Origin of the sequence: Sphingobium sp. PAMC28499 (assembly GCF_004795815.1) — a bacterium.
GTDB lineage: Bacteria > Pseudomonadota > Alphaproteobacteria > Sphingomonadales > Sphingomonadaceae > Sphingobium > Sphingobium yanoikuyae.
The window spans coordinates 2974094-2994247 of sequence record NZ_CP039248.1; the positions used below are offsets into that span (position 1 = coordinate 2974094).

The window sequence follows — 20154 nt, forward strand, 5'->3', positions numbered from 1 at the left end:
GAAAGGAAAAGGAGGACATGGGCGCGGCGCCATCGCGCCGCGCCCATGTCTTGCAAGCCTTTAGAAGACCTTCTTCAGGCTGGTGTACCAGTAGCGCGCCTGCGGCTGGTAGAGGTTCGACAGATAGCCGCCCGATGCCAGCGGCGGATCCTTGTCGAAGATGTTGCGCGCGCCGATCTGAACGGTGGTGCCGTTCAATGGGCCGTCATTCTTGAACGTATATTGGCCATAGAGATTGACCGTCGTCTGGCCCTTCACCGTCCAGGGATTGGCGGACGCATCGCGCACGCCATTTTCATAGACGCTGTCGATATACTGCGTGAAGGCGCCGATCTTCCACGGGCCGAGCGACCAGTCGAAGGTTGCCGAAAGCCGCCAGCGCGGCTGGCCATCGCGGCCGATGACGTCGCCGCCGCCCTGGATCGGCACGCCGGCATTGATCTCGCCAGCGGCCTGTCCCGCGATCACCTGCTGCACGCCCGCCGGGGCGTCGACATAATAGCTGATCAGGCGCGAGGCATTCACGTTGAGCGAGAAGGTGCCGACCGACGTCGTGGGCAGGAAATAGTCCAGATTGAAGTCGATGCCCTGAACGGTCACCGGCAGCAGATTCTGGAAATTGGCGACGACGTAGAGCAGTTCGCCGACCGGCGCGAGGCCGGTGCCGGCGACGCGGGCGATATCGTCCGCCGTGGGATCGCGGCGGATGACGTTGGGGTTGCTGCTGCCCTGGGTGCGCAGCAGATAGTCGAGGTTGAGCGCATTCTGATAGTCGAGCAGGCCCACGACATTCTTCTGCTGGATCTTCCAGCGGTCGACGGTGAAGGTGACCTTGCCCAGGCCATCGCCCAGTTTCGGCGACAGCACGGCGCCGAAGCTCCAGCTGGTCGATTCCTCGGGCTTCAGGTTCGAGTTGCCGCCGCTGCGACGCAGCACCGACACGTTGCAGACCGCGCTGGAGAAGTTGGTCGCGCGCCCGGAGCGGACATCGGCATCGCACAGCACATAGTCGAAGCCGCCATTGACGCGGTCGAGCGTGGAGGTGTTGATGACCTCCAGGTTCGGCGCACGGAAGCCCTGCGACCAGGAGCCGCGCAGCATCATGCCCTCCAGCAATTCCCACGATCCCGCAATCTTGGGCTTCGCCACCGAACCGACGTCGCTATAATCCTCGTAACGGCCCGCGACCTGGAAATTCAGGCGACGGAACATCGGGATTTCCATTTCCGGGCTGAAGATCGGGATGGCGAGTTCGGCATAGGCGGACTTCACATTGCGCTTGCCCCGTACGTCCGGGCTGGGGCTGGCACCGCCAAGGTCGGAGCCATAGAAGACGCCGGTCACCGCGTCGGTATAGGTGGTGTCGACCCCGGCAATGCCGCCCTGATAGGTGGAGCGATTGTCATGATAGGTCTCGCGCCGCCATTCGATGCCAGCCGCGACGCCGATGTTGTTGTCGGCCCACAGGCCCAGCAGATTGGCGTTCGACACCTTGAAGTCCCATAGGGCCAGCGAGGTGCGGGTCTTGCGGGTCGCCTCGATCATGAAGCTGTCGATCGTGGACTGGCTGTTGGGCGTGCAGTCGCCGATCGAGGGCGTGTCGACGCAGCCGCCGTTGAACGGGTTGTAGGCGTCGGGCGTGGTCTTGTTGATCGCCTGTTGCAGCAGCGTGTTGGAGAAATTCTCCTGCGTGTCCTTGGCCGTGGCCCAGGTGTAGAGGCCCGCGGATTCCCAGTCGAAATCGCCGATGCTGCCCCGCAGGCCGCCCAGGAAACGATATTGGTAATTGGTCACGTCGACCTTGCGCGATCCCACGTCGACATAGCTGAGCGAGGTGATCTGGACCGGCAGACCCTCGGCCGGGACCACCGAAAGGTCGAGGCCGGGCAGGCGGTTGGGCGATCCGACCGGGCCGAGCGGGTTCCAATAGGCATTGGCCGCCACGGTGATCGGGATGTTGGCGAGCGAGCCGGGCGCGCCGATCGTCGAACTGGTCTTGCCGCGATAGAAGCCGACCTCGCCAAAAAAGGACAGGGCGTCCGACAGTTCATAGTTGATGTAGGAGAAGATGTTTATGCGCTTGACCGAAGGCTGGGCGGTCAGGTCGTCGAAGGTTGCCGGCGAATTGAAGCGCAGGTTGGAATCCGCGCCCGACATTTCCGTCGCGCCATTGCCGTCATCATAGCAGGTGTCAGGTGTGCCCGACGCGATGCGGCAACCGGCATTGGCGCTGGGCTGGATGTGGAACTGGCCCGAGCTGTTGGTGAAGGCAGTGCCGTTGCTGGTGAGCGTCTGGTTGAGGAAATTGGCGCCGCCGCCGGGGCGGACGACGCGGAAGGTGCCCCAGGGCGTGCTGGTGCTGGTGCCGTTCCAGGCCGCGACATTGGCAAAGGATGTGCCGGCGACATAGCCGCGCCGGTCGACGCTGGCGGTATAGTCCTGGTCGCTGAGATAGAGTTTCGATTTCTGGGCATAGCCGCCGAAGATCGAGATATTGCCGCGGCCTTCGTTGAAGTCGAAGCCGACCAGGCCATTGGCGGCAAATTCGCGCAGATTGGTGCCTTCCGCGCCGCCATATTGGACGTCGAACTTGGCGCCTTTGTAATCGGACTGGAGCACATTGTTGACGACGCCGGCGACCGCGTCAGAGCCATAGAGCGCAGCCGCGCCGTCGCGCAGCACTTCGACGCGCTCGATATTGCCGACGGGAATGGTGTTGGCATTGTAGCCGAAGGTCGGGACGCCGGAATCGACGACGCCGGTGATCGCCTGCGATGTCGGGTGCAGCACGGTGCGGCGGCCGTTGATCAGCAGCAACGTATTGCCCTGGCCCAGGCCGCGCAGCGAAACGGTCGATACGTCGCCGCGCGCGGCATTGGCGTTGCCGCCGCCCAGCACCTGTTCGTTGAAGGTGACGCCGCCCAGTTGCGGGATGGAGCGATAGAGGTCGGCGCCCGAAACGGCGGCCACGGCCTCGATCTGCTCTTCGCCGACCAGGCTGACCGGCAGCGCGCCGGCGGTATTGGCGCCCTTGATCTGGGAACCGATGACGACGATTTCCGCAGCTGCCGGTTCACCGGCCTGCGGGGCGGCTTCTGTGCTGGACTGGGCCTGGGCCATGCCGGCCGTCAACGCCCAGAGACTGGCACTGGTTAGGGCGGTGGTTAAGGCGAAAAGCGTCTTTCCTCTTTCTCTCGTCATTATTGTTCCCCTGTGATGAAGCCTGAAGCTTCGCGCCGTTGGGCAAAGGTGCCTTTCCGGTTCAGAGATTGGAGAGGTCGGCAAATGTCGGCGCCGCACGACACGTGCAGCGCCCCATGCTTATTGATGACCGTTCAGATAGTGCATTTGCAGGCCCTCCCGAAAAACTGGAGTTCCGGCATCATCCCTTGCGTGGGAAATCGTTGCTGCTGTCGCCCTCACGACGGCAAGGCTTTTTCCGGGCACAACACCCACCATTGTGCGCGTTCATTGCGCTAGAACTGATGGGCGTGAAATTTCCACCATATGTTTCGAAATATTTTTGAAATAAAATCGGATTTACCGGCATATAGCGGAAAAATCGGGTTAGCTCGTTGTTGCGCGTATCGGCCGGCAAACACCTTCCCTCGGGTGATGCCGGACAGGCCGAAAACAGGGGATTCCATCGATGAGCGATAACGCAAAGCAGGGGGTGACCCGGCGGGAGTTCGCGGCGTCGGCCATGGCCGGTGCGGCCTTGGTCGCGAGTGCCGGGCCGGCCTCCGCCCAGGCGGGCAATGCGCCGGCAAAGCCCGGCAAGGCGGCGATCGAGCCAACCAGATTGGTTAGCGAAGGCGAAACGCTGCGGCCGGAAATCGTCGGCCAGTTCGGCATCGTCGCGGCAGGACGTCATTATGCCGTGGCGGCGGGGACGCGCATCCTGCTGGCCGGCGGCAATGCGACCGATGCGGGCGTGGCGGCGGTCTTTGCCGCGGCCGTGACCGAGATTTCGCATTTCGGCTTTGGCGGGGAAGCGCCGACCATCATCTATGACGGCAAGACGAAGAAAGTGTCACTGATCAGCGGCCAGGGCGTCGCGCCGGGGCTGGCCACGCCGGACAAGTTCGCCGATGCCGGCGTCATTCCGGGCAATGGCCCCAATGGCGGCACCGTGCCGGCGATGGTCGATGCGATGGCGCTCGCGCTGCAGCTCAACGGCACGATGGGGCTGCATGAAGTGATGCAGCCCGCGATCGAGCTGGCCGACGGCTTCGTCATGTATAATTTCCTGGCCGAAGTGTTCGTCAGCCAGCAGAAGGCGACGTCCAAATATAAGGACGCCTACGACGCCTATTATCCCGGTGGCCAATTGCCCAGGACCGGGGAGATTTTCCGCCAGCCCAACCTCGCCCGCACGATGCGGATCATTGCCGATGCCGATGCCGCAGCGTTCAAGAAGAGCGGCGATCGCAAGGCGGCGATCCAGGCCGGGCGCGATGCCTTCTACAAGGGCGACATCGCCCGCCGGATCGGCGCCGCGATGGAGCGGGACGGCGGCCTGATGCGCTATGAGGATCTGGCCAAGTACAAGGGCAAGGTCGAGGCGCCGGCGATGACCAGCGTCTTTGGCTATCAGGTCTGCAAGGCGGGTTTCTGGAGCCAGGGGCCGGCCATGCTGATGGCGCTCAACATTGCCGAGGCGGCCGGGATCGCGACGATGGAGCCGGGCTCCGCGCCCTATCTCCACACCGTTGCCGAGGCGATCAAGCTCGCCTTCGACGATCGCAACATGTATTTTGGCGATCCCGATTTCGCGACGGTGCCGATGAAGGGACTGTTGTCGAAGGACTATGCGGCGCAGCGGGCCCGGCAGATCGGCCTGCGTGCCTCGCTGGAGCATCGCTTCGGCAATCCCTGGGCATTCGAGGGCAGGGCGCGGACCACGCCGCAATTCACACCGCATATGCTGAAAGCACCGCCCAAGCCGACCGCCGACACGACCGCGATCGAAGTGGTGGACAAGGACGGTAATCTCTTTTCCTGCACGCCCAGTTCCGGCTGGATGCTGGGCGGCGCCTATATTGCGGGCGATACCGGCGTGCCGATGAGCAACCGCCTGACCGTGTTCGATCTTGATCCGGAAAGCCCCAATGTCCTGGTGCCGGGCAAGCGGCCGCGCACCACCCTGTCGCCATCGATGGTGCTCAAGGACGGCCAGCCCTATCTGGCGATCGGGACGCCGGGCGGCGACAATCAGGATCAGCAGATCATGAACGTGCTGCTGCGGGTGCTGGCCTTCAACCAGCCGCTCCAGGCCGCGATCGAGGCGCCGCGCATCAACTCCAATCATTTCCACGGCTCCTTCGGCATCAAGAAGGATGAGCCGGGCGTACTGGAAATCGAGGATCGCGTGCCGGAGGCGGTGCGCGACGATCTGACCGCGCGCGGTCACAAGCTGGACGTGCTGGGGCCGTTCGCGGTGTCGACCGGCATCGTCGCGGCCGGCGTGGTGCCAGGCAGCGGCACGCTGCGCGGTGGCGCGGATGTGCGCCGCGAACGCTATATATTTGGTTGGTAAGGGGATCGATCCGATGAAATCTGCCTTCAAGCTTCTGTCGCTGGCCCTGTTGTCGGCCGGCGCCGTTCAGGCCTATGCCCAGCCCGCCAATCTGCCCCCGCCCGGCGGCGAGACCCCGGTCGCGTTCGATGTGCATGAAGGCACGTCGATGGCGGTGTCGGTGTCGCCCGACGGCAAATGGCTGGCCGTGGACCTGCAGGGCAGCCTCTGGATCATCCCGACCAGCGGCGGCAAGGCGAAGCGGATCACCGACTATTTCAACGATGCCCGCCAGCCGGTCTGGTCGCCCGACGGTTCGCGCCTCGCCTATTTTTCCTATCGCGACGGCAATTATGATCTCTGGACGATCAAGCCGGACGGCAGCGAGATGCGCAAGCTGACCGAGGGCGCCTATGATGATCGCGAGCCGGCCTGGTCGCCCGATGGCCGGACGATCGCCTTCTCGTCCGACCGCAGCGGCAATTACGACATCTGGACGCTGGACATCGCCAGCGGCGCGATGAAGCAGGTCAGCAGCAACGGGCGCGAGGATCGCATGCCCAGCTGGTCGCCCGACGGCGCGCGCATCGCCTATTCCGGGACGGACGGCGCCAAGACCGCCCTTTATGTCACGGCCCTTGCCGATGGGCGGGAAAGCCTGTTGAAGCAGGTGCAGGGCAAGATAGATGCGCCGTCCTTCGGCCCCGGCGGCGAGCTTGCCTATGTGGTGCAGGACGCGCAGGGGAGCCGTCTCGAAGTCGATGGCAAGGCCGTCAGCGGCGCCGAGAATGTCTTCCCCTTCCGCGTGTCCTGGGGGAAGGGCAGTTACTATTATGTGTCCGACGGCAAGATCCGCAGCCGCAAGGGCGCGAGCCTGTCGACCGTCAACTTCGCCGCCACGCTGGAGGTGGTGAAGCCCAGCTACACCCGCGCCAAGCGCGACTGGGATTCGACCGCGCCGCGCAAGGCGCTGGGCATCGTCCACCCGACCCTGTCGCCCGACGGCAGCCGCATCGCCTTTGCCGCGCTCGGCGATCTCTATGTCATGTCGTCAAAGGGCGGGGTGCCGGAGAATCTGACCAAGGATGGCGCGCTGGACACCGATCCGGCCTGGTCGCCCGATGGCCAGAGCCTGGTCTATACCTCCGACAAGGGCGGCGGCCTGCCGCAGCTGTGGATCCGCGACATGAAGACCGGCAAGGATCGCCGGCTGACCGATATCGACACCCAGCCGCTGGGTGCCGCCTGGTCGCATGACGGCACACGGATCGCCTATATCGATGTCGACGGGCGCTGGGGCGTTGCCGGCCTGTGCGTGGTCGATGTCGCGACTGGCAAGATTACCCGCCTTCAGGGATCGCTGGGTCAGCCCGGTAGCCCCAGCTGGTCGCCCGACGGAAAATATGTCGCCATCCCGCTATCCTACAAATATTCCAACAGCTTCCGCGAGGGCACCAACCAGGTCTACATGGTGCCGACCGATGGCGTGGGCAAAGCCTTCTGGCAGCTGCCCGAACCCAATATGTCGATGGATACCCGCGCCGGTGGTGGCCCTGCCTGGTCGCCTGACGGAACGAAGATGGCCGCCATCTATGAGGGGCTGCTGAAGATCTGGCCGGTGGCCGCCGACGGCAAGCCGCTGGGGCCGCCGCGTTCCTACACGTCCGACATCTCCTATTTCCCGAGCTGGGCGGGCGACAACAAGACGATCCTGTTCCAGTCGGCCGACAAGCTGAAATCGCTCGACACCGAAACCGGTGCGATCACCGACATCCCGCTGGACCTGACCTATCGCATCGCCAACCCGACCGGGCGCACCGTCATTCATGTCAGCAATCTGGTCGACTCCGTCCATGACGTGACCCAGCATGACAAGGACATCATCGTCGACGGCCATCGCATCGCCGAAATCCGCGACCATGATCCCGCGCTTCACCAGGCGGAGCATTTCGTCGACGGCACCGGCCTCACAGCCATTCCCGGCCTGATCGAACATCACTCCCACGCCCAGAAGGATTTCGGCTCCAATCTGGAACGAGCCTGGCTTGCCTATGGCATCACCACGGTGCGCGATCCGGGTACGCAAATCTATGATGCGGTGGAGGATCGCGAGGCGGCGGAATCGGGCGTGCGCCTGTCGCCGCGCCTCTATGTCGCGGGACCGCTGCTCGAATGGCAGCGCGTCTATTACAAGATGGGCGTGGCGGTCTCCAGCCCGGCCCATCTGGAGCGGGAATTCACCCGGATGCGCGCGCTCCATTATGACATGATCAAGAGCTATGTGCGCATGCCCGACCTGTTCCAGCGGCAGATCGTGCGCGCCGCGCATGAAATGGGCATACCGGTCAGCGGCCATGAAATCTTCCCGGCGGCCTTTTCCGGCGTGGATGGCACCGAGCATATGGGCGCGACTAGCCGGCGCGGCTATTCGCCCAAGCAGGGGCCACAGGGCATGGCCTATGAAGATGTGATCCAGCTTTTCGGCCGCAGCGGCCGGACGCTGACGCCGACCCATTTCGGCGCGATGACGCCTTATCTGGCCAAGCATCCCGGCTACAAGGACGACCCGCGCCTCAATCTCTATCCGGTTTGGGCACGCGAAACGATCACCGAAGCCGATCCGATGGCCAGCATGCTGCGCCCGTTGCTGGAGGGGCAATATAAGAGCCTGAAGAAGATGTATGATGCCGGCACGCTGGTGACGGCGGGCACCGACACGATGATCGCCAACAATCTCCATGCGGAGATTTCCTCCTATGTCGATGCTGGCCTGACGCCGTTCCAGGCACTCCAGACCGCGACGGTCAATTCGGCGAAGGATCTGAACCTGGATGCGGGCACGCTGGAGGCCGGGAAGCTGGCCGACATCGTGCTGGTCGACGGCGATCCGCGCGCCGACATTGCCAACACCTTCAAGGTGAAGAAGGTGATGATGAACGGCGTCATCCATGATGTGGATGACATTGTCGCTGGCGGCATGCGGAAATGATCCGGCGATTGCCGTTCGCTTTCGATTGACCTGAGCCGTCGGACTGCTGCTATGGGCGTATCCAAAGGGGCGCCATGCGAATTGTCATCATCGACGACAGCGGATTGAGAGCGACGGTCCTGGAAGAAGGGCTGCGTGAGGCGGGCTATGACGATATTCATATCGTCCCGCCCCGCGGCGCCTTCGTTGCCCGGCTGGAGCGGATGGCGCCCGATGTGGTGCTGATGGATCTTGGCAGCCCCAGCCGTGATACGCTGGAGGAGATGTTGACGGTGAGCCGCGCGCTTGCCCGGCCGATCGCGATGTTCGTCGATCAGTCCGATGATGCGATGATCGGCGCGGCGATCGATGCGGGCGTATCCGCCTATGTCGTCGATGGTCTGCGCAAGGAGCGGGTGAAGCCGGTGCTGGAACTGGCGGTGCGGCGCTTCAACGCCTTTGCCCGGATGCAGTCGGAACTGGACGAGGCGCGCACCGCGCTCGCCGACCGCAAGGTCATCGACCGGGCGAAATCGATCCTGATGAACCAGCGCAGCCTGTCCGAGCAGGATGCCTATGCGCTGCTGCGGTCGAGCGCGATGAACCAGGGCAAGAAGATCGTGGACGTGGCGCAGGCGTTGATTACCGCCAGCGACCTGCTGGGAGGGGGCATATGAGCGAATTGCTGCGGATAGCCTTTCTGCCGCTGACGGACGTGGCCGTGCTGGCGGTCGCGCGCGAACGGGGCTTTGCCGAGGAAGAGGGGATTGCGCTGGATCTGGTGCGCACCACCAGCTGGGCGACGCTGCGCGACCGGCTGGTCTATGGCCAGGTGCAGGGCGCGCAGATGCTGGCGCCGTTGGCCGTGGCGGTCACGCTGGGCCTCAGCCAGCAGCCCGCCGCGCTGGCCGCGCCCTACAAGCTCAACGTCAACGGCAATATGCTGGTTATGGCACCGGACTTCGCCAAGGCGCTGGAGCCGGACATGGCCCGGCGGCTCGCCGATCCGCTGGGCACCGCCCATGATTTTGCCGCCGCGATCGGGCTATGGCGGCGCAAGCCGGTGATCGGCGTCGTCCACCGCTTTTCCAGCCATGCGATCATGTTGCGCTATTGGCTGGCGAGCGCGGGCATCGATCCCGATCGGGATGTCGTGCTGCGCGTGCTGCCGCCCTCGCTGACGGTGGAAGCGATGCGGGCGGGTGAAATTGACGGCTTCATCGCCGGCGAACCCTGGGGCAGTGCGGCGGTCGAGGCCGGGCTGGCTGAAACCGTCGCGATCGGCGAACGCATCTGGCAGCGCGGGGTGGAGAAGGTTCTGGCCTTCCGCCAGGACTGGCTGGAGGCGAACCCGGAAACCGTCGATCGCCTGCTGCGCGCGCTGGCGCGAGCGGCCGCCTGGTGCGACGATCCGGCGCATCATGAGGCGCTCGCCGATCTCCTGTCCGACCCCCGCTATGTCGATCAGCCGGCCGACCTGATCCTGCGCGCGCTATCGGGGCGGATCGTGGCGCGCCTCAGCGATGCGCCGATCGTCAATCCCGATTTCATGCTGTTCGCGCGCGAAGCCACCGCCTTCCCCTGGCGCAGCCAGGCGCTGTGGATCTATTCGCAGCTGGTCCGCTGGGGCATGGTTGTCCATGATGCCGAAACAGCGGCGCGGGCCGCCGCCGTTTTTCGGCCCGACATCTTCCGCCGGGCGCTGGCCGATAGCGGCCTGCCGATGCCGGGGGCTAGCATGAAACTGGAAGGGGCGCTCACGACCCCGATGCCGGTCGGTGCCCATCGCGGCGACCTGACGCTTGGCCCGGATCGCTTTTTCGACGGGCGAATCTTCGACCCCGAACGGATCGAGGATTTCCTGCGGGATTCTGGGCCGCTCCGTTGAAATGAAGGGCGAATTTGTGCCTTGCAACATGATGCGTTCTACGGGATAAGATAAAGGACCGCGCGACGAGGCGCGTCCAGACGAATGCGCCGTCCCAAGGGTGGGATCGCCATTCCATCCATTTTTCGCAGCAAAGCCGCTGACCGGACCACGCCATGAGTGCGCGCGTCCGGCCTGCGGCTTTTTTCGTTTCCAATTCCATTGGTTGGGGGACGCATCATGGCTACTGCTTATTGGGACCGCGAAGGGGAGGCCGCATCGGCCACCGCCACGACAAGCTTCTGGAAGGCCGGCCACGCGCCGACCCTGATTGCCGCCTTTCTCTATTTCGACCTGGCCTTCATGGTCTGGGTCTTGCTGGGGCCGCTGGCGCCGATGATCGCCAAGACGCTGGCGCTGACGCCCGCGGAAAAGGGGCTGATGGTGGCGACGCCGACGCTCGCCGGCGCGCTGCTTCGCGTCGTCAACGGCCTGCTGGTCGACCGCATCGGCCCGAAGCGGTCGGGCGCGATCAGCCAGATCATCGTCATCGCCGGCCTGTTCCTGGCGTGGCTGATGGGCGTCAACAGCTTCGGCGGCACATTGGCTCTGGGCGTGATCCTGGGCTTTGCCGGCGCCAGCTTCGCGATCGCGCTGCCGCTCGCCAGCCGCTGGTATCCGCCCGAGCATCAGGGCAAGGCGATGGGCCTTGCCGGCATGGGCAATTCGGGTACGGTGCTGGCCTCGCTGTTCGCGCCGATGCTGGCCAAGGCATTTGGCTGGAATGCGGTGCTGGGCCTTGCCTGCATCCCGTTGTCGATCGTCTTCGTCGCTTATATGATCATGGCCAAGGACGCGCCCAACGCGCCGCCGGCCAAGCGGCTGGTCGATTATTTCGAGCCGCTCAAGACGGCGGATGCCTGGTGGCTGATGGCCTTCTATGCCGTGACCTTCGGTGGCTTCGTCGGACTGGCGGCATCGCTGCCCATCTATTTCACGGACCAGTTCGGGTTGACCCCGATCATCGCGGGCTACTGCACCGCTGCCTGCGTCTTCGCCGGGTCGCTGGTACGGCCGATGGGCGGCGCGCTGGCGGATCGGATTGGCGGCGTGAAGGCGCTGATGATTGTCTATGTCGTCGCGGCGCTGGCGCTGGCCGGCGTGTCGCAGGCGACGACATTGGCCAGCGCGCTGGCCCTGTTCGTCCTGGCCATGCTGGCGCTGGGCACCGGCAACGGCTCGGTCTTCCAATTGGTGCCGCAGCGTTTCCAGGCGGAAATCGGTGTGATGACTGGACTTGTCGGCATGGCGGGCGGCATTGGTGGCTTCTACCTCGCCAGTTCGCTCGGCCTTGCCAAGCAACTGACCGGCAGCTTCGCACCCGGCTTCCTGATCTTCGCCGGTCTTGCCGTGCTGGCCCTACTGGGTGTGGCGCTCGTCAAGGCGAAGTGGCGCGCCAACTGGACCAGCGGCGCCCGCATCTGAGTTGGAGGGGAGGGCGGCGGCCTCCTTTGAGGACTGCCGCCCCGAGCCACGCTCTTTCCGTCCGAGGGGGACGATCATCCATGAAATATCTTCTCGCAACGACGGCCGCGCTGGCCGTCGCCGGGCCTGCTTGTGCCCAGCAGATCGACCTGAAACCCGTCGCCGAGGCGCGGCTGCGCTACGAACATGTCGACCAGCATGGCCTGGCGCAGCAGGCCGATGCGCTGACCGTCCGGGTCCGCGCCGGCCTGACGGCCACCAGCGGCGCGCTGTCGGCGACATTGGTGGGGCAGGGGACATTGGCAGTGATCGACCGATATTTCGACGGTTTCGACAATGCAGCGACCAAGCCGCTGGTGGCCGATCCGCAGAATGTCGCCCTCTATATCGCCCAGTTGCAATATCGAACCAGGACGCTGACCCTGACCGGGGGACGGCAGAAGATCGTGCTGGACGACGAGCGCTTCGTTGGCAATGTCGCCTTTCGCGACAATGGCCAGACCTTCGATGCGGTGCGTGCCGAACTGACCCCGGCCAAGGGACTGAAACTGGACGTCTCCTGTGCGTGGAGCGTGCGGACCATCTGGGGCTTTCAGGGCAAGGGCGCGCGCCAGCAGGCGATCAGCGGCGACAATATTCTCGCCAATCTCTCCTATGTCACGCCGCTGGGCACGCTGAGCGGCTTTGCCTATCTGGTCGATCAGGATGAAGCGGCGGTGCAGGCCTATCGCCTGTCGAGCCAGACCTATGGCGTGCGCCTGGCGGGCAGCCAGCCGCTCTCAAGATCGACCAAGTTCGCCTATCAGCTCAGCTATGCCCGTCAGTCGGACTATCACCGCAATCCCAATGACTATGCCGCCGATTACTGGTTGGCCGACGCCACGCTCGACCTACATGGCTGGAAACTCAATGCCGGCTATGAGGTGCTGGGCGCCAGTCACGGCACGGCGCTCACCAGCTTTCAGACGCCGCTCGGCACCAATTTCAAGTTCCAGGGCTGGGCCGACAAGTTCCTGACCACGCCCGCCAACGGCATGCGCGACCTCTATGTCGGCACCGGCTATGGCTGGAAGCAGGTAGGGCCGCTGTCGGGCGTCGCACTGGCCGCCACCTGGCACCGGTTCGAGAGCGACCGGCTCGACCAGCATTATGGCAATGAGTGGGACCTCATCGTATCTGCGAAGCTGCGCAGGACCGCCCTGTCGGTGCGCTACGCCCGTTATGATGCGCGGGCGATGGCGACCGATACCGAGAAATTGTGGCTTCAGGCCGACTGGAGCATCTGATTGAAAAGCCATGAGAGGAATCGCTTGAGCGTTCGGGCGATTCCCCATATGCTGCACTGCAAGGGACAAGGATGTCCCGCTTCACATCGCTGCGACGGTTCAGGGTAGGACCGGCAAGGCACTAGATGATGGCAAAGCCGCCATCCAGACTCTCGGGTTTCAATCCCCGAGGGTCTGGATGGCGGCTTTTTTCTTTTCTGGAGTAACGGGGATGGACTTTCAGGACGGGATCGACCCGGTCACGCAGGATGAGGACAATGTCCTGCCGCCCTTGGGGCAAGCACGCGAGCATCTCGTCGTCATCGGCAACGGCATGGCCGGCTGCCGCGCGGTCGAGGAATTGCTGGCCCGCGATGCGGGGCGCTATCGCGTCACCATCTTCGGCGCCGAACCCTATGTGAACTATAACCGCATCATGCTTTCGCCGGTGCTGGCGGGCGAAAAGACGTTCGAGCAGATCGTCATCAACGACGCCGCCTGGTATGCCGACAATGGCATCGAACTGATCGCCGGCGATCCGGTAAAGGCCATCGACCGGGCCGCAAAGACCGTTTCCAGCCAGTCGGGCCGCACCATCGGCTATGACAAGCTGCTGATCGCGACCGGCTCCGATCCGTTCATCATTCCCGTGCCCGGCAAGGATCTGCCCGGCGTCATCAGCTTCCGCGACATGAAGGATGTCGACACCATGCTCGCCGCCGCTGCCGATGGTGGCAGCGCGGTGGTCATCGGCGGCGGTCTGCTCGGCCTCGAAGCCGCCCATGGCCTGACCCTGCGCGGCATGAAGGTGACCGTCATCCATCTGATGGACACGCTGATGGAGCGGCAGCTGGACGAGGCGGCCGGCTGGCTGCTCAAGACTGCACTCGAAGGACGTGGCCAGACCATCCTGACCGGCGCCAATACCGAAGCCATTTATGGCGATGGCCAGGTTGAGGGCGTACGGCTGAAGGACGGTCGCGAAATCCCGGCCAGTCTGGTGGTGATGGCGGTCGGCATCCGCCCCGCGACCGCGCTGGCGCGCGAGGCCGGCCTGGCCGTCAATCGCGGCATCCAGGTCGACGATCATATGGTCACCAGCGATCCCGATGTGCTGGCCGTGGGTGAATGCGTCGAACATGACGGCAATGTCTATGGCCTGGTCGCGCCACTGTGGGACATGTGCCGCAGCCTCGCCGATGGCCTGACCGATCAGCATTCGGGCTACAAGGGCTCGGTCACCTCGACCAAGCTCAAGGTCGCGGGGCTGGACGTCTTTTCCGCCGGTGACTTTTCCGGCGGTGAGGGGTGCGAGGATATCGTCCTGCGCGACGCCTCGCGCGGGGTCTACAAGCGGGTCATCGTCAAGGATGACAAGCTGATCGGCGCGGTCCTCTATGGCGACACCGTCGATGGCGGCTGGTATTTCGATCTCCTCAAGCGCGAGGAAAATGTCGCCGACATGCGCGACATGCTGATCTTCGGCCAGGCCTTCGCCTCGGGAGGGGGCGCGCTGGACCCTAAGGCGGCCGTTGCGGCGCTCTCGGACGAAGCCGAGATTTGCGGCTGCAACGGCGTCAGCAAGGGCCAGGTCGTCTCCTGCATCGCCAAGGGCGCGCACAGCCTGGATGCGGTCCGCGCCACCTGCAAGGCGTCGGCCAGCTGCGGCAGTTGCACCGGCCTGGTCGAGACCCTGCTCGCGCTGACGCTGGGCGACGATGTCCAGTCGGGGCCGAAGACCATGTGCAAATGCACCAGCTTCACCCATGACGATGTCCGTCGCGAAATCGTGGCGCAGGACATGCGCTCGATCCCCGAAGTCATGCAGAAATTGAACTGGTCGACGCCGGAGGGCTGCTCCTCCTGCCGCCCCGCGCTCAACTATTATCTGCTCTGCGCGCTGCCGGGTGAGTATCAGGACGATCAGCGCAGCCGGTTCGTCAACGAACGCATGCATGCCAATATCCAGAAGGACGGCACCTATTCGGTCGTGCCGCGCATGTGGGGCGGGCTCACCAACCCCAGGGAACTGCGCGCGATCGCCGATGTGGTCGAAAAATATAATGCCCCAATGGTCAAGGTGACCGGCGGCCAGCGGCTCGACATTTTCGGCATCAGGAAGGAAGACCTGCCCGCCGTCTGGGCCGACCTCAATGCCGCCGGCATGGTGTCGGGCCACGCCTATGGCAAGTCGCTGCGCACGGTGAAGACCTGTGTGGGGTCCGAATGGTGCCGTTTCGGCACGCAGGATTCCACCGGCCTTGGCGTCAAGATCGAACATATGACCTGGGGCTCGTGGATGCCCCACAAGTTCAAGATCGCGGCATCGGGCTGCCCCCGCAACTGTGCGGAGGCGACGATCAAGGATTTCGGCGTGGTTTGCGTGGACAGTGGCTATGAGCTGCATGTCGGCGGCAATGGCGGCATCCATGTTCGCGCCACCGACCTGCTGTGCAAGGTTGCGACCGAGCAGGAGGCGCTCGATTATTGCGCTGCCTTCATCCAGCTCTATCGCGAGGAAGCCCGCTATCTGGAGCGCACCGCGCCCTGGATCGAGCGCGTCGGCGTCGATTATGTGAAGAGCCGCATCGTCGCCGATGATGTCGGCCGCGAAGCCCTGCGCGCCCGCTTCCTCTTCTCCCAGCAGTTCATGCAGGACGATCCCTGGGCGCGCCGCGCTGCCGGCGAGGACGCCGAACTGCACCAGCATCTGGCCGAAGTCCGCCCCATGGAGACGCTCGCATGATCCCGAACACCCAAGTCGGCACCTGGCTGGATATCGGCCCCGTCGATCAGATCTCGCCCGGCAATGCCCGCACCCTGCCGGTGCGCGGCGGCGAGGAAATCGCCATCTTCCACACGCAGGACAATCAGTTCTACGCGCTGGTCAACAAATGCCCGCACAAACAGGGGCCGCTGAGCCAGGGCATCGTCCATGGATCGGTCGTCGCCTGCCCGCTGCACAATTGGAACATCTCGCTCAAGACCGGCAAGGCACTGGGCAGCGATGAAGGCTGCGTGCCCACCATCCCGCTCAAGGTCGAGGCTGGCCGCATCTTCCTGCTGCGCGAGGCGGTCATTCCCGTGCCCGCCGCGGCAAAGGCGGCCTGATGGCACAGGCGATCCGCACCACCTGCGCCTATTGCGGCGTCGGCTGCGGCATCGCCGCCACGCCGACCGGGCCGCGCTCGGTGATCATCAAGGGGGACGAGGCGCATCCGGCCAATGGCGGGCGCCTCTGTTCCAAGGGCACCCATCTGGGCGAGACGGTGGCGCTGACCGGCCGCCTGCTCCACCCGATGATCGGCAAGCGCCGCGCCAGTTGGGACAAGGCGCTGGATCTGGTCGCGAAGAAATTTCGCGAGACGATCGAGCGCCACGGTCCGGATAGCGTGGCCTTCTATGTCTCGGGCCAGTTGCTGACCGAGGATTATTATGTCGCCAACAAGCTGATGAAGGGCTTCATCGGGTCGGCGAATATCGACACCAACAGCCGCCTGTGCATGTCGAGCGCGGTTGCCGGCCATAATCGCGCCTTTGGCGAGGATGTGGTGCCGGCCAGCTATGATGATCTGGAACAGGCAGACCTCATCATCCTTGTCGGCTCCAACACCGCCTGGTGCCACCCGATCGTCTATCAGCGTATCCAGGCCGCCCGCGCCGCGCGCGGCACGAAGCTGGTGGTGATTGATCCGCGCCGCACCGAAACCTGCGAGGGCGCGGACCTTCATCTGCCGATCCGGCCGGGCAGCGACGTCGCGCTGATGACCGGGCTGCTTGCCTGGTGCGATGCGCAGGGCGTGACCGATCCGGCCTATCTGGCCGATCATGTGAACGCGCCCGACGGATTCTGGGATCATGTCCGCACCGGCCATGACCTGTGGACGACGGCCCAGGCCTGCGACCTCGACCCGGCGCTGCTGAAGGCCTTTTTCGAGCTGTTCGCGGCGACCCCGTGCACCGTCACCCTATTCAGCCAGGGCATCAACCAGTCGATCCGCGGCACCGATCAGGTCAATGCGATCATCAATGTCCATCTCGCCACCGGTCGCATCGGCAAGCCGGGCGCGGCGCCCTTTTCCATCACCGGCCAGCCAAATGCCATGGGCGGGCGCGAGGTTGGCGGGCTGGCGTCCACGCTCGCCGCGCATATGGACTTTGCGCCGGAAAATGTCGCCCGCGTCGGCCGCTTCTGGGCCGCGCCGCAGATGGCGAGCAAGCCGGGGCTGAAGGCCGTCGACCTGTTCCGCGCCATCGATGAAGGCCGGATCAAGGCCCTCTGGATCATGGCGACCAATCCCGCCGTCTCGCTGCCCGATGCCGGCCGGGTGCGTGACGCGCTGGAGGCAATCCCTTTCCTCGTCGTGTCGGACATCATCGCCGACACTGACAGCTCTACCCATGCCCATGTCCGCCTGCCGGCCGCCGGCTGGGGCGAAAAGGACGGCACGGTCACCAATTCGGATCGCACCATCAGTCGCCAGCGCCCGTTCATGGCATTGCCCGGCCAGGCCCGGCCCGACTGGTGGATCATCACCCAGGTTGCCCGCCGCATGGGCTGGAAAAACGCCTTTGCCTATGATCGGCCGGCTGACATCTGGCGCGAACATGCGCGCCTGACCGCCTATCAGAATGAGGGGCAGCGGTTGCTCAACCTGCGGGCGCAGGCGGCAATCGGCAACGACGCCTATGACGCGATGGACAGTTTCCGTTGGGGCGGGAGGCCCTTTGCCGATGGGCATTTCCCCACTCCGGACGGTAAAGCGCGGTTGGTGCTGACGAGGCAAATGGATTTGCAGGGGCCGCTGCGCGACTGGCCGCTGACGCTCAACACCGGTCGCTATCGCGATCAATGGCATACGATGACCCGCACGGGTCTGGCGCCCAAGCTGGCCCGCCATCGCGAGGAACCGCTGGTCGAAATCCACCCGCAGGATGCCGATGCGCTGGGCCTGGCCGATCGCGATCTGGCGCGGGTGTCGACCGCACAGGGCAACAGCCTCTTCCGCGTCAGCATCAGCGACGGCCAGCGGCCGGGCGAAATCTTCACCCCGATCCACTGGACCGATCAGATATCGAGCGGCGGGCGTACCGGCCTGCTACCGCGTCCGCTGGTCGATCCGCATTCGGGCCAGCCCGGCTTCAAGTCGACCCCGGCCGCGGTCGAGAAGGTCTCGACCCAATGGCGGGGCTTCCTGATCCTGCGTGGGCAGGAGCCCGTAAAGCTGCCCTGCCTCTGGGCGACGCGGGTCGCGGTGCCGGGCGGCGCACTCTATGAACTGGCCGGCAATGGCGATGCTGCCCGGCTGGAAGCCTGCCTGCCCAGGGGCGAGCGGGTCGAGGCGATCGATCATGTGCGCGGCAGTCGCCGGGTCGCGAGCATCCAGGACGGCCGGCTGGCCGGCGTCCTGTTCGTCACCCGCACCGGCCTGTTGCCCTCGCGCGACTGGCTGATCGGCCAGTTGGCGGCCGACGATGTCGGCGCAACCGTGCTGGCCGCCCGCGGGCCGGGTAGCCAGCCGGACAAGGGCGCCACCATCTGCGTCTGTTTCGATATCGGCCTCAACCAGATCGTCGCGGCGATCCGCGATCAGAAGCTGGTCGACGTGCCTGCCATCGGCAAGGCGCTGGGCGCGGGCACCAATTGCGGTTCCTGCCGCCCCGCCATCGCCAATATCCTGGCCCAGACCTCTCAGGAGACATTGCATGCAGCCGAATGACCTCATCTCGCCGGGCGACGTCTGGCTGGTCGGTGCCGGGCCGGGCGATCCCGACCTGCTGACGCGCAAGGCCGAAAGGCTGATCTGCGCGGCGGACATCATCTTCCACGACGCGCTGGTCGGGCCGGGCATATTGGACCTCATTCCCGATCATGCGGAACGGGTCAGCGTCGGCAAGCGGTCGGGCCGCCATTCGAAGGACCAGCAGACGATCGACGAAATGCTGGTGGAGGCGGCGCTGGCGGGCAAGCGCGTGGTTCGGTTGAAGGGCGGCGACCCGGCGATGTTCGCCCGTTCGACCGAGGAAATGACGGCGCTGCGCGCGGTCGGCGTTCGCGTTCGGATCTGCCCCGGCATCACGGCGGCCAGCGCCGTCGCGGCGTCGGCGGGCATTTCCCTGTCGCTGCGCGGGATTGCGCGCCGGGTCCAGTTCGTGACGGCGCACAGTCGCCGGGGGCAGGCGCTGGATCTGGATTGGGATGCCCTGGCCGATCCGGCCTGCACCCTGGCCGTCTATATGGGACGCGAGGCCGCTCCGGAACTCAGCCGCGCGCTGATCGCTGCCGGCCTGCTGGGCGCGACCCCGGCGCTCATCACCTGCGATGCGTCGCTGCCGCAGGAACAGCAGTTGCGCACGCGCCTCGATCTCCTGCCGCTGGTGACGCAGGCTTTTGCCGATGATCGCCCGACCCTGATCCTGATCGGCGAGGCGGTGGCTCAGGCCGACATGGCCATGGCTGGCGGGACAGAGGATGTCCAACGATCGATGGCGTCGCGCTGAAGCCGTAACAGCGACGCCGTATATCCAACTGATAATATTTGGAAATGGTCGGGGAGACAGGATTCGAACCTGCGACATCCTGCTCCCAAAGCAGGCGCGCTACCAGACTGCGCTACTCCCCGATGCACGCGCGCCTTAGCGTTCGAGCGCCGCCGGCGTCAATGCCCGAAAATCATGTCGAGCCACATATATTGCGCGGACAAACAAAAAGGGCGGACCATATAGGCCCGCCCTTCGAAATCTCGCCGTGGCAGAGATTAGTGCGCGTTCGCAACGTTCTCAGCAACGTTAGCGGCGTTAGCAGCTTCGTTGGCGGCGTTGGCGGCGTTGTCAGCAGCGTTGGCGGCGTTTTCGACAACGTTCTCGACGACGGCGTTCGAAGCGTTCGCGGTTTCGTTGGCCGGCTTCTCACCGCAAGCGGCGAGGGCCATCAGGCTGGCCGAAGCGAAAACAACAGCGATCTTCTTCATTGTGTACGGCTCCCATAGCATTATGCCGCGTCTGGCACGTTACAAATGTGACCCTACGCGAGCGACCCGCATTAACGTGT

Annotated in this window: 12 protein-coding genes and 1 tRNA gene; 10 read left to right on the plus strand and 3 right to left on the minus strand. The window is 64.7% G+C overall.

Annotation, left to right across the window (positions count from 1 at the left end; translation table 11 throughout):
• Positions 1 to 60: 60 nt before the first annotated feature.
• On the minus strand, positions 61 to 3120 hold the full coding sequence (locus tag E5554_RS14305) for a TonB-dependent receptor (RefSeq protein WP_247594265.1): 3060 nt from the start codon (positions 3118 to 3120) through the stop codon (positions 61 to 63).
• Between the two features lie 529 nt (positions 3121 to 3649).
• Between E5554_RS14305 and E5554_RS14310 the strand changes: the two genes are divergently transcribed.
• From E5554_RS14310 to cobA, 10 genes are all read left to right on the plus strand, one after another.
• Positions 3650 to 5539, plus strand: coding sequence for a gamma-glutamyltransferase (locus E5554_RS14310; RefSeq protein WP_136187199.1), 1890 nt, complete (start codon positions 3650 to 3652; stop codon positions 5537 to 5539).
• 13 nt (positions 5540 to 5552) lie between these two features.
• Positions 5553 to 8507 carry an amidohydrolase family protein gene (locus E5554_RS14315; RefSeq protein ID WP_136187200.1) on the plus strand — a complete coding sequence of 985 codons (2955 nt, stop codon included), beginning with the start codon at positions 5553 to 5555 and terminating at the stop codon, positions 8505 to 8507.
• A 74-nt stretch (positions 8508 to 8581) separates the two neighbouring features.
• Entirely contained in the window at positions 8582 to 9163 is a 582-nt protein-coding gene (locus tag E5554_RS14320) for an ANTAR domain-containing protein (RefSeq protein ID WP_010339138.1), read from the plus strand.
• Positions 9160 to 10374 (plus strand): ABC transporter substrate-binding protein, encoded by a 1215-nt coding sequence (locus E5554_RS14325; protein ID WP_136187201.1) that lies wholly within the window; start codon positions 9160 to 9162, stop codon positions 10372 to 10374. The genes E5554_RS14320 and E5554_RS14325 overlap by 4 nt, the downstream gene beginning before the upstream one ends.
• A gap of 219 nt (positions 10375 to 10593) precedes the next feature.
• Positions 10594 to 11838: a nitrate/nitrite transporter gene (locus tag E5554_RS14330; RefSeq protein ID WP_037518134.1), complete on the plus strand. Its 1245-nt coding sequence runs from the start codon at positions 10594 to 10596 to the stop codon at positions 11836 to 11838.
• Between the two features lie 80 nt (positions 11839 to 11918).
• A complete protein-coding gene (locus E5554_RS14335) occupies positions 11919 to 13124 on the plus strand; it encodes a hypothetical protein (RefSeq protein WP_136187202.1) in 1206 nt (401 codons plus the stop codon).
• Between the two features lie 211 nt (positions 13125 to 13335).
• Positions 13336 to 15849: a nitrite reductase large subunit NirB gene (nirB, locus tag E5554_RS14340; RefSeq protein WP_136187203.1), complete on the plus strand. Its 2514-nt coding sequence runs from the start codon at positions 13336 to 13338 to the stop codon at positions 15847 to 15849.
• A complete protein-coding gene (gene nirD, locus E5554_RS14345; protein WP_136187204.1) occupies positions 15846 to 16214 on the plus strand; it encodes a nitrite reductase small subunit NirD in 369 nt (122 codons plus the stop codon). The genes nirB and nirD overlap by 4 nt, the downstream gene beginning before the upstream one ends.
• Positions 16214 to 18823, plus strand: a complete 2610-nt coding sequence (locus E5554_RS14350) for a nitrate reductase (protein WP_136187205.1) — start codon at positions 16214 to 16216, stop codon at positions 18821 to 18823. The genes nirD and E5554_RS14350 overlap by 1 nt, the downstream gene beginning before the upstream one ends.
• Entirely contained in the window at positions 18810 to 19604 is a 795-nt protein-coding gene (gene cobA / locus E5554_RS14355; RefSeq protein WP_136187206.1) for a uroporphyrinogen-III C-methyltransferase, read from the plus strand. The genes E5554_RS14350 and cobA overlap by 14 nt, the downstream gene beginning before the upstream one ends.
• 45 nt (positions 19605 to 19649) lie before the next feature.
• Here cobA and E5554_RS14360 read toward each other — a convergent pair.
• Both E5554_RS14360 and E5554_RS14365 read right to left on the minus strand, forming a co-directional pair.
• Positions 19650 to 19726 (minus strand) — tRNA-Pro (locus tag E5554_RS14360).
• A gap of 135 nt (positions 19727 to 19861) precedes the next feature.
• Entirely contained in the window at positions 19862 to 20074 is a 213-nt protein-coding gene (locus E5554_RS14365) for a hypothetical protein (RefSeq protein WP_004212530.1), read from the minus strand.
• Between the last annotated feature and the right edge of the window lie 80 nt (positions 20075 to 20154).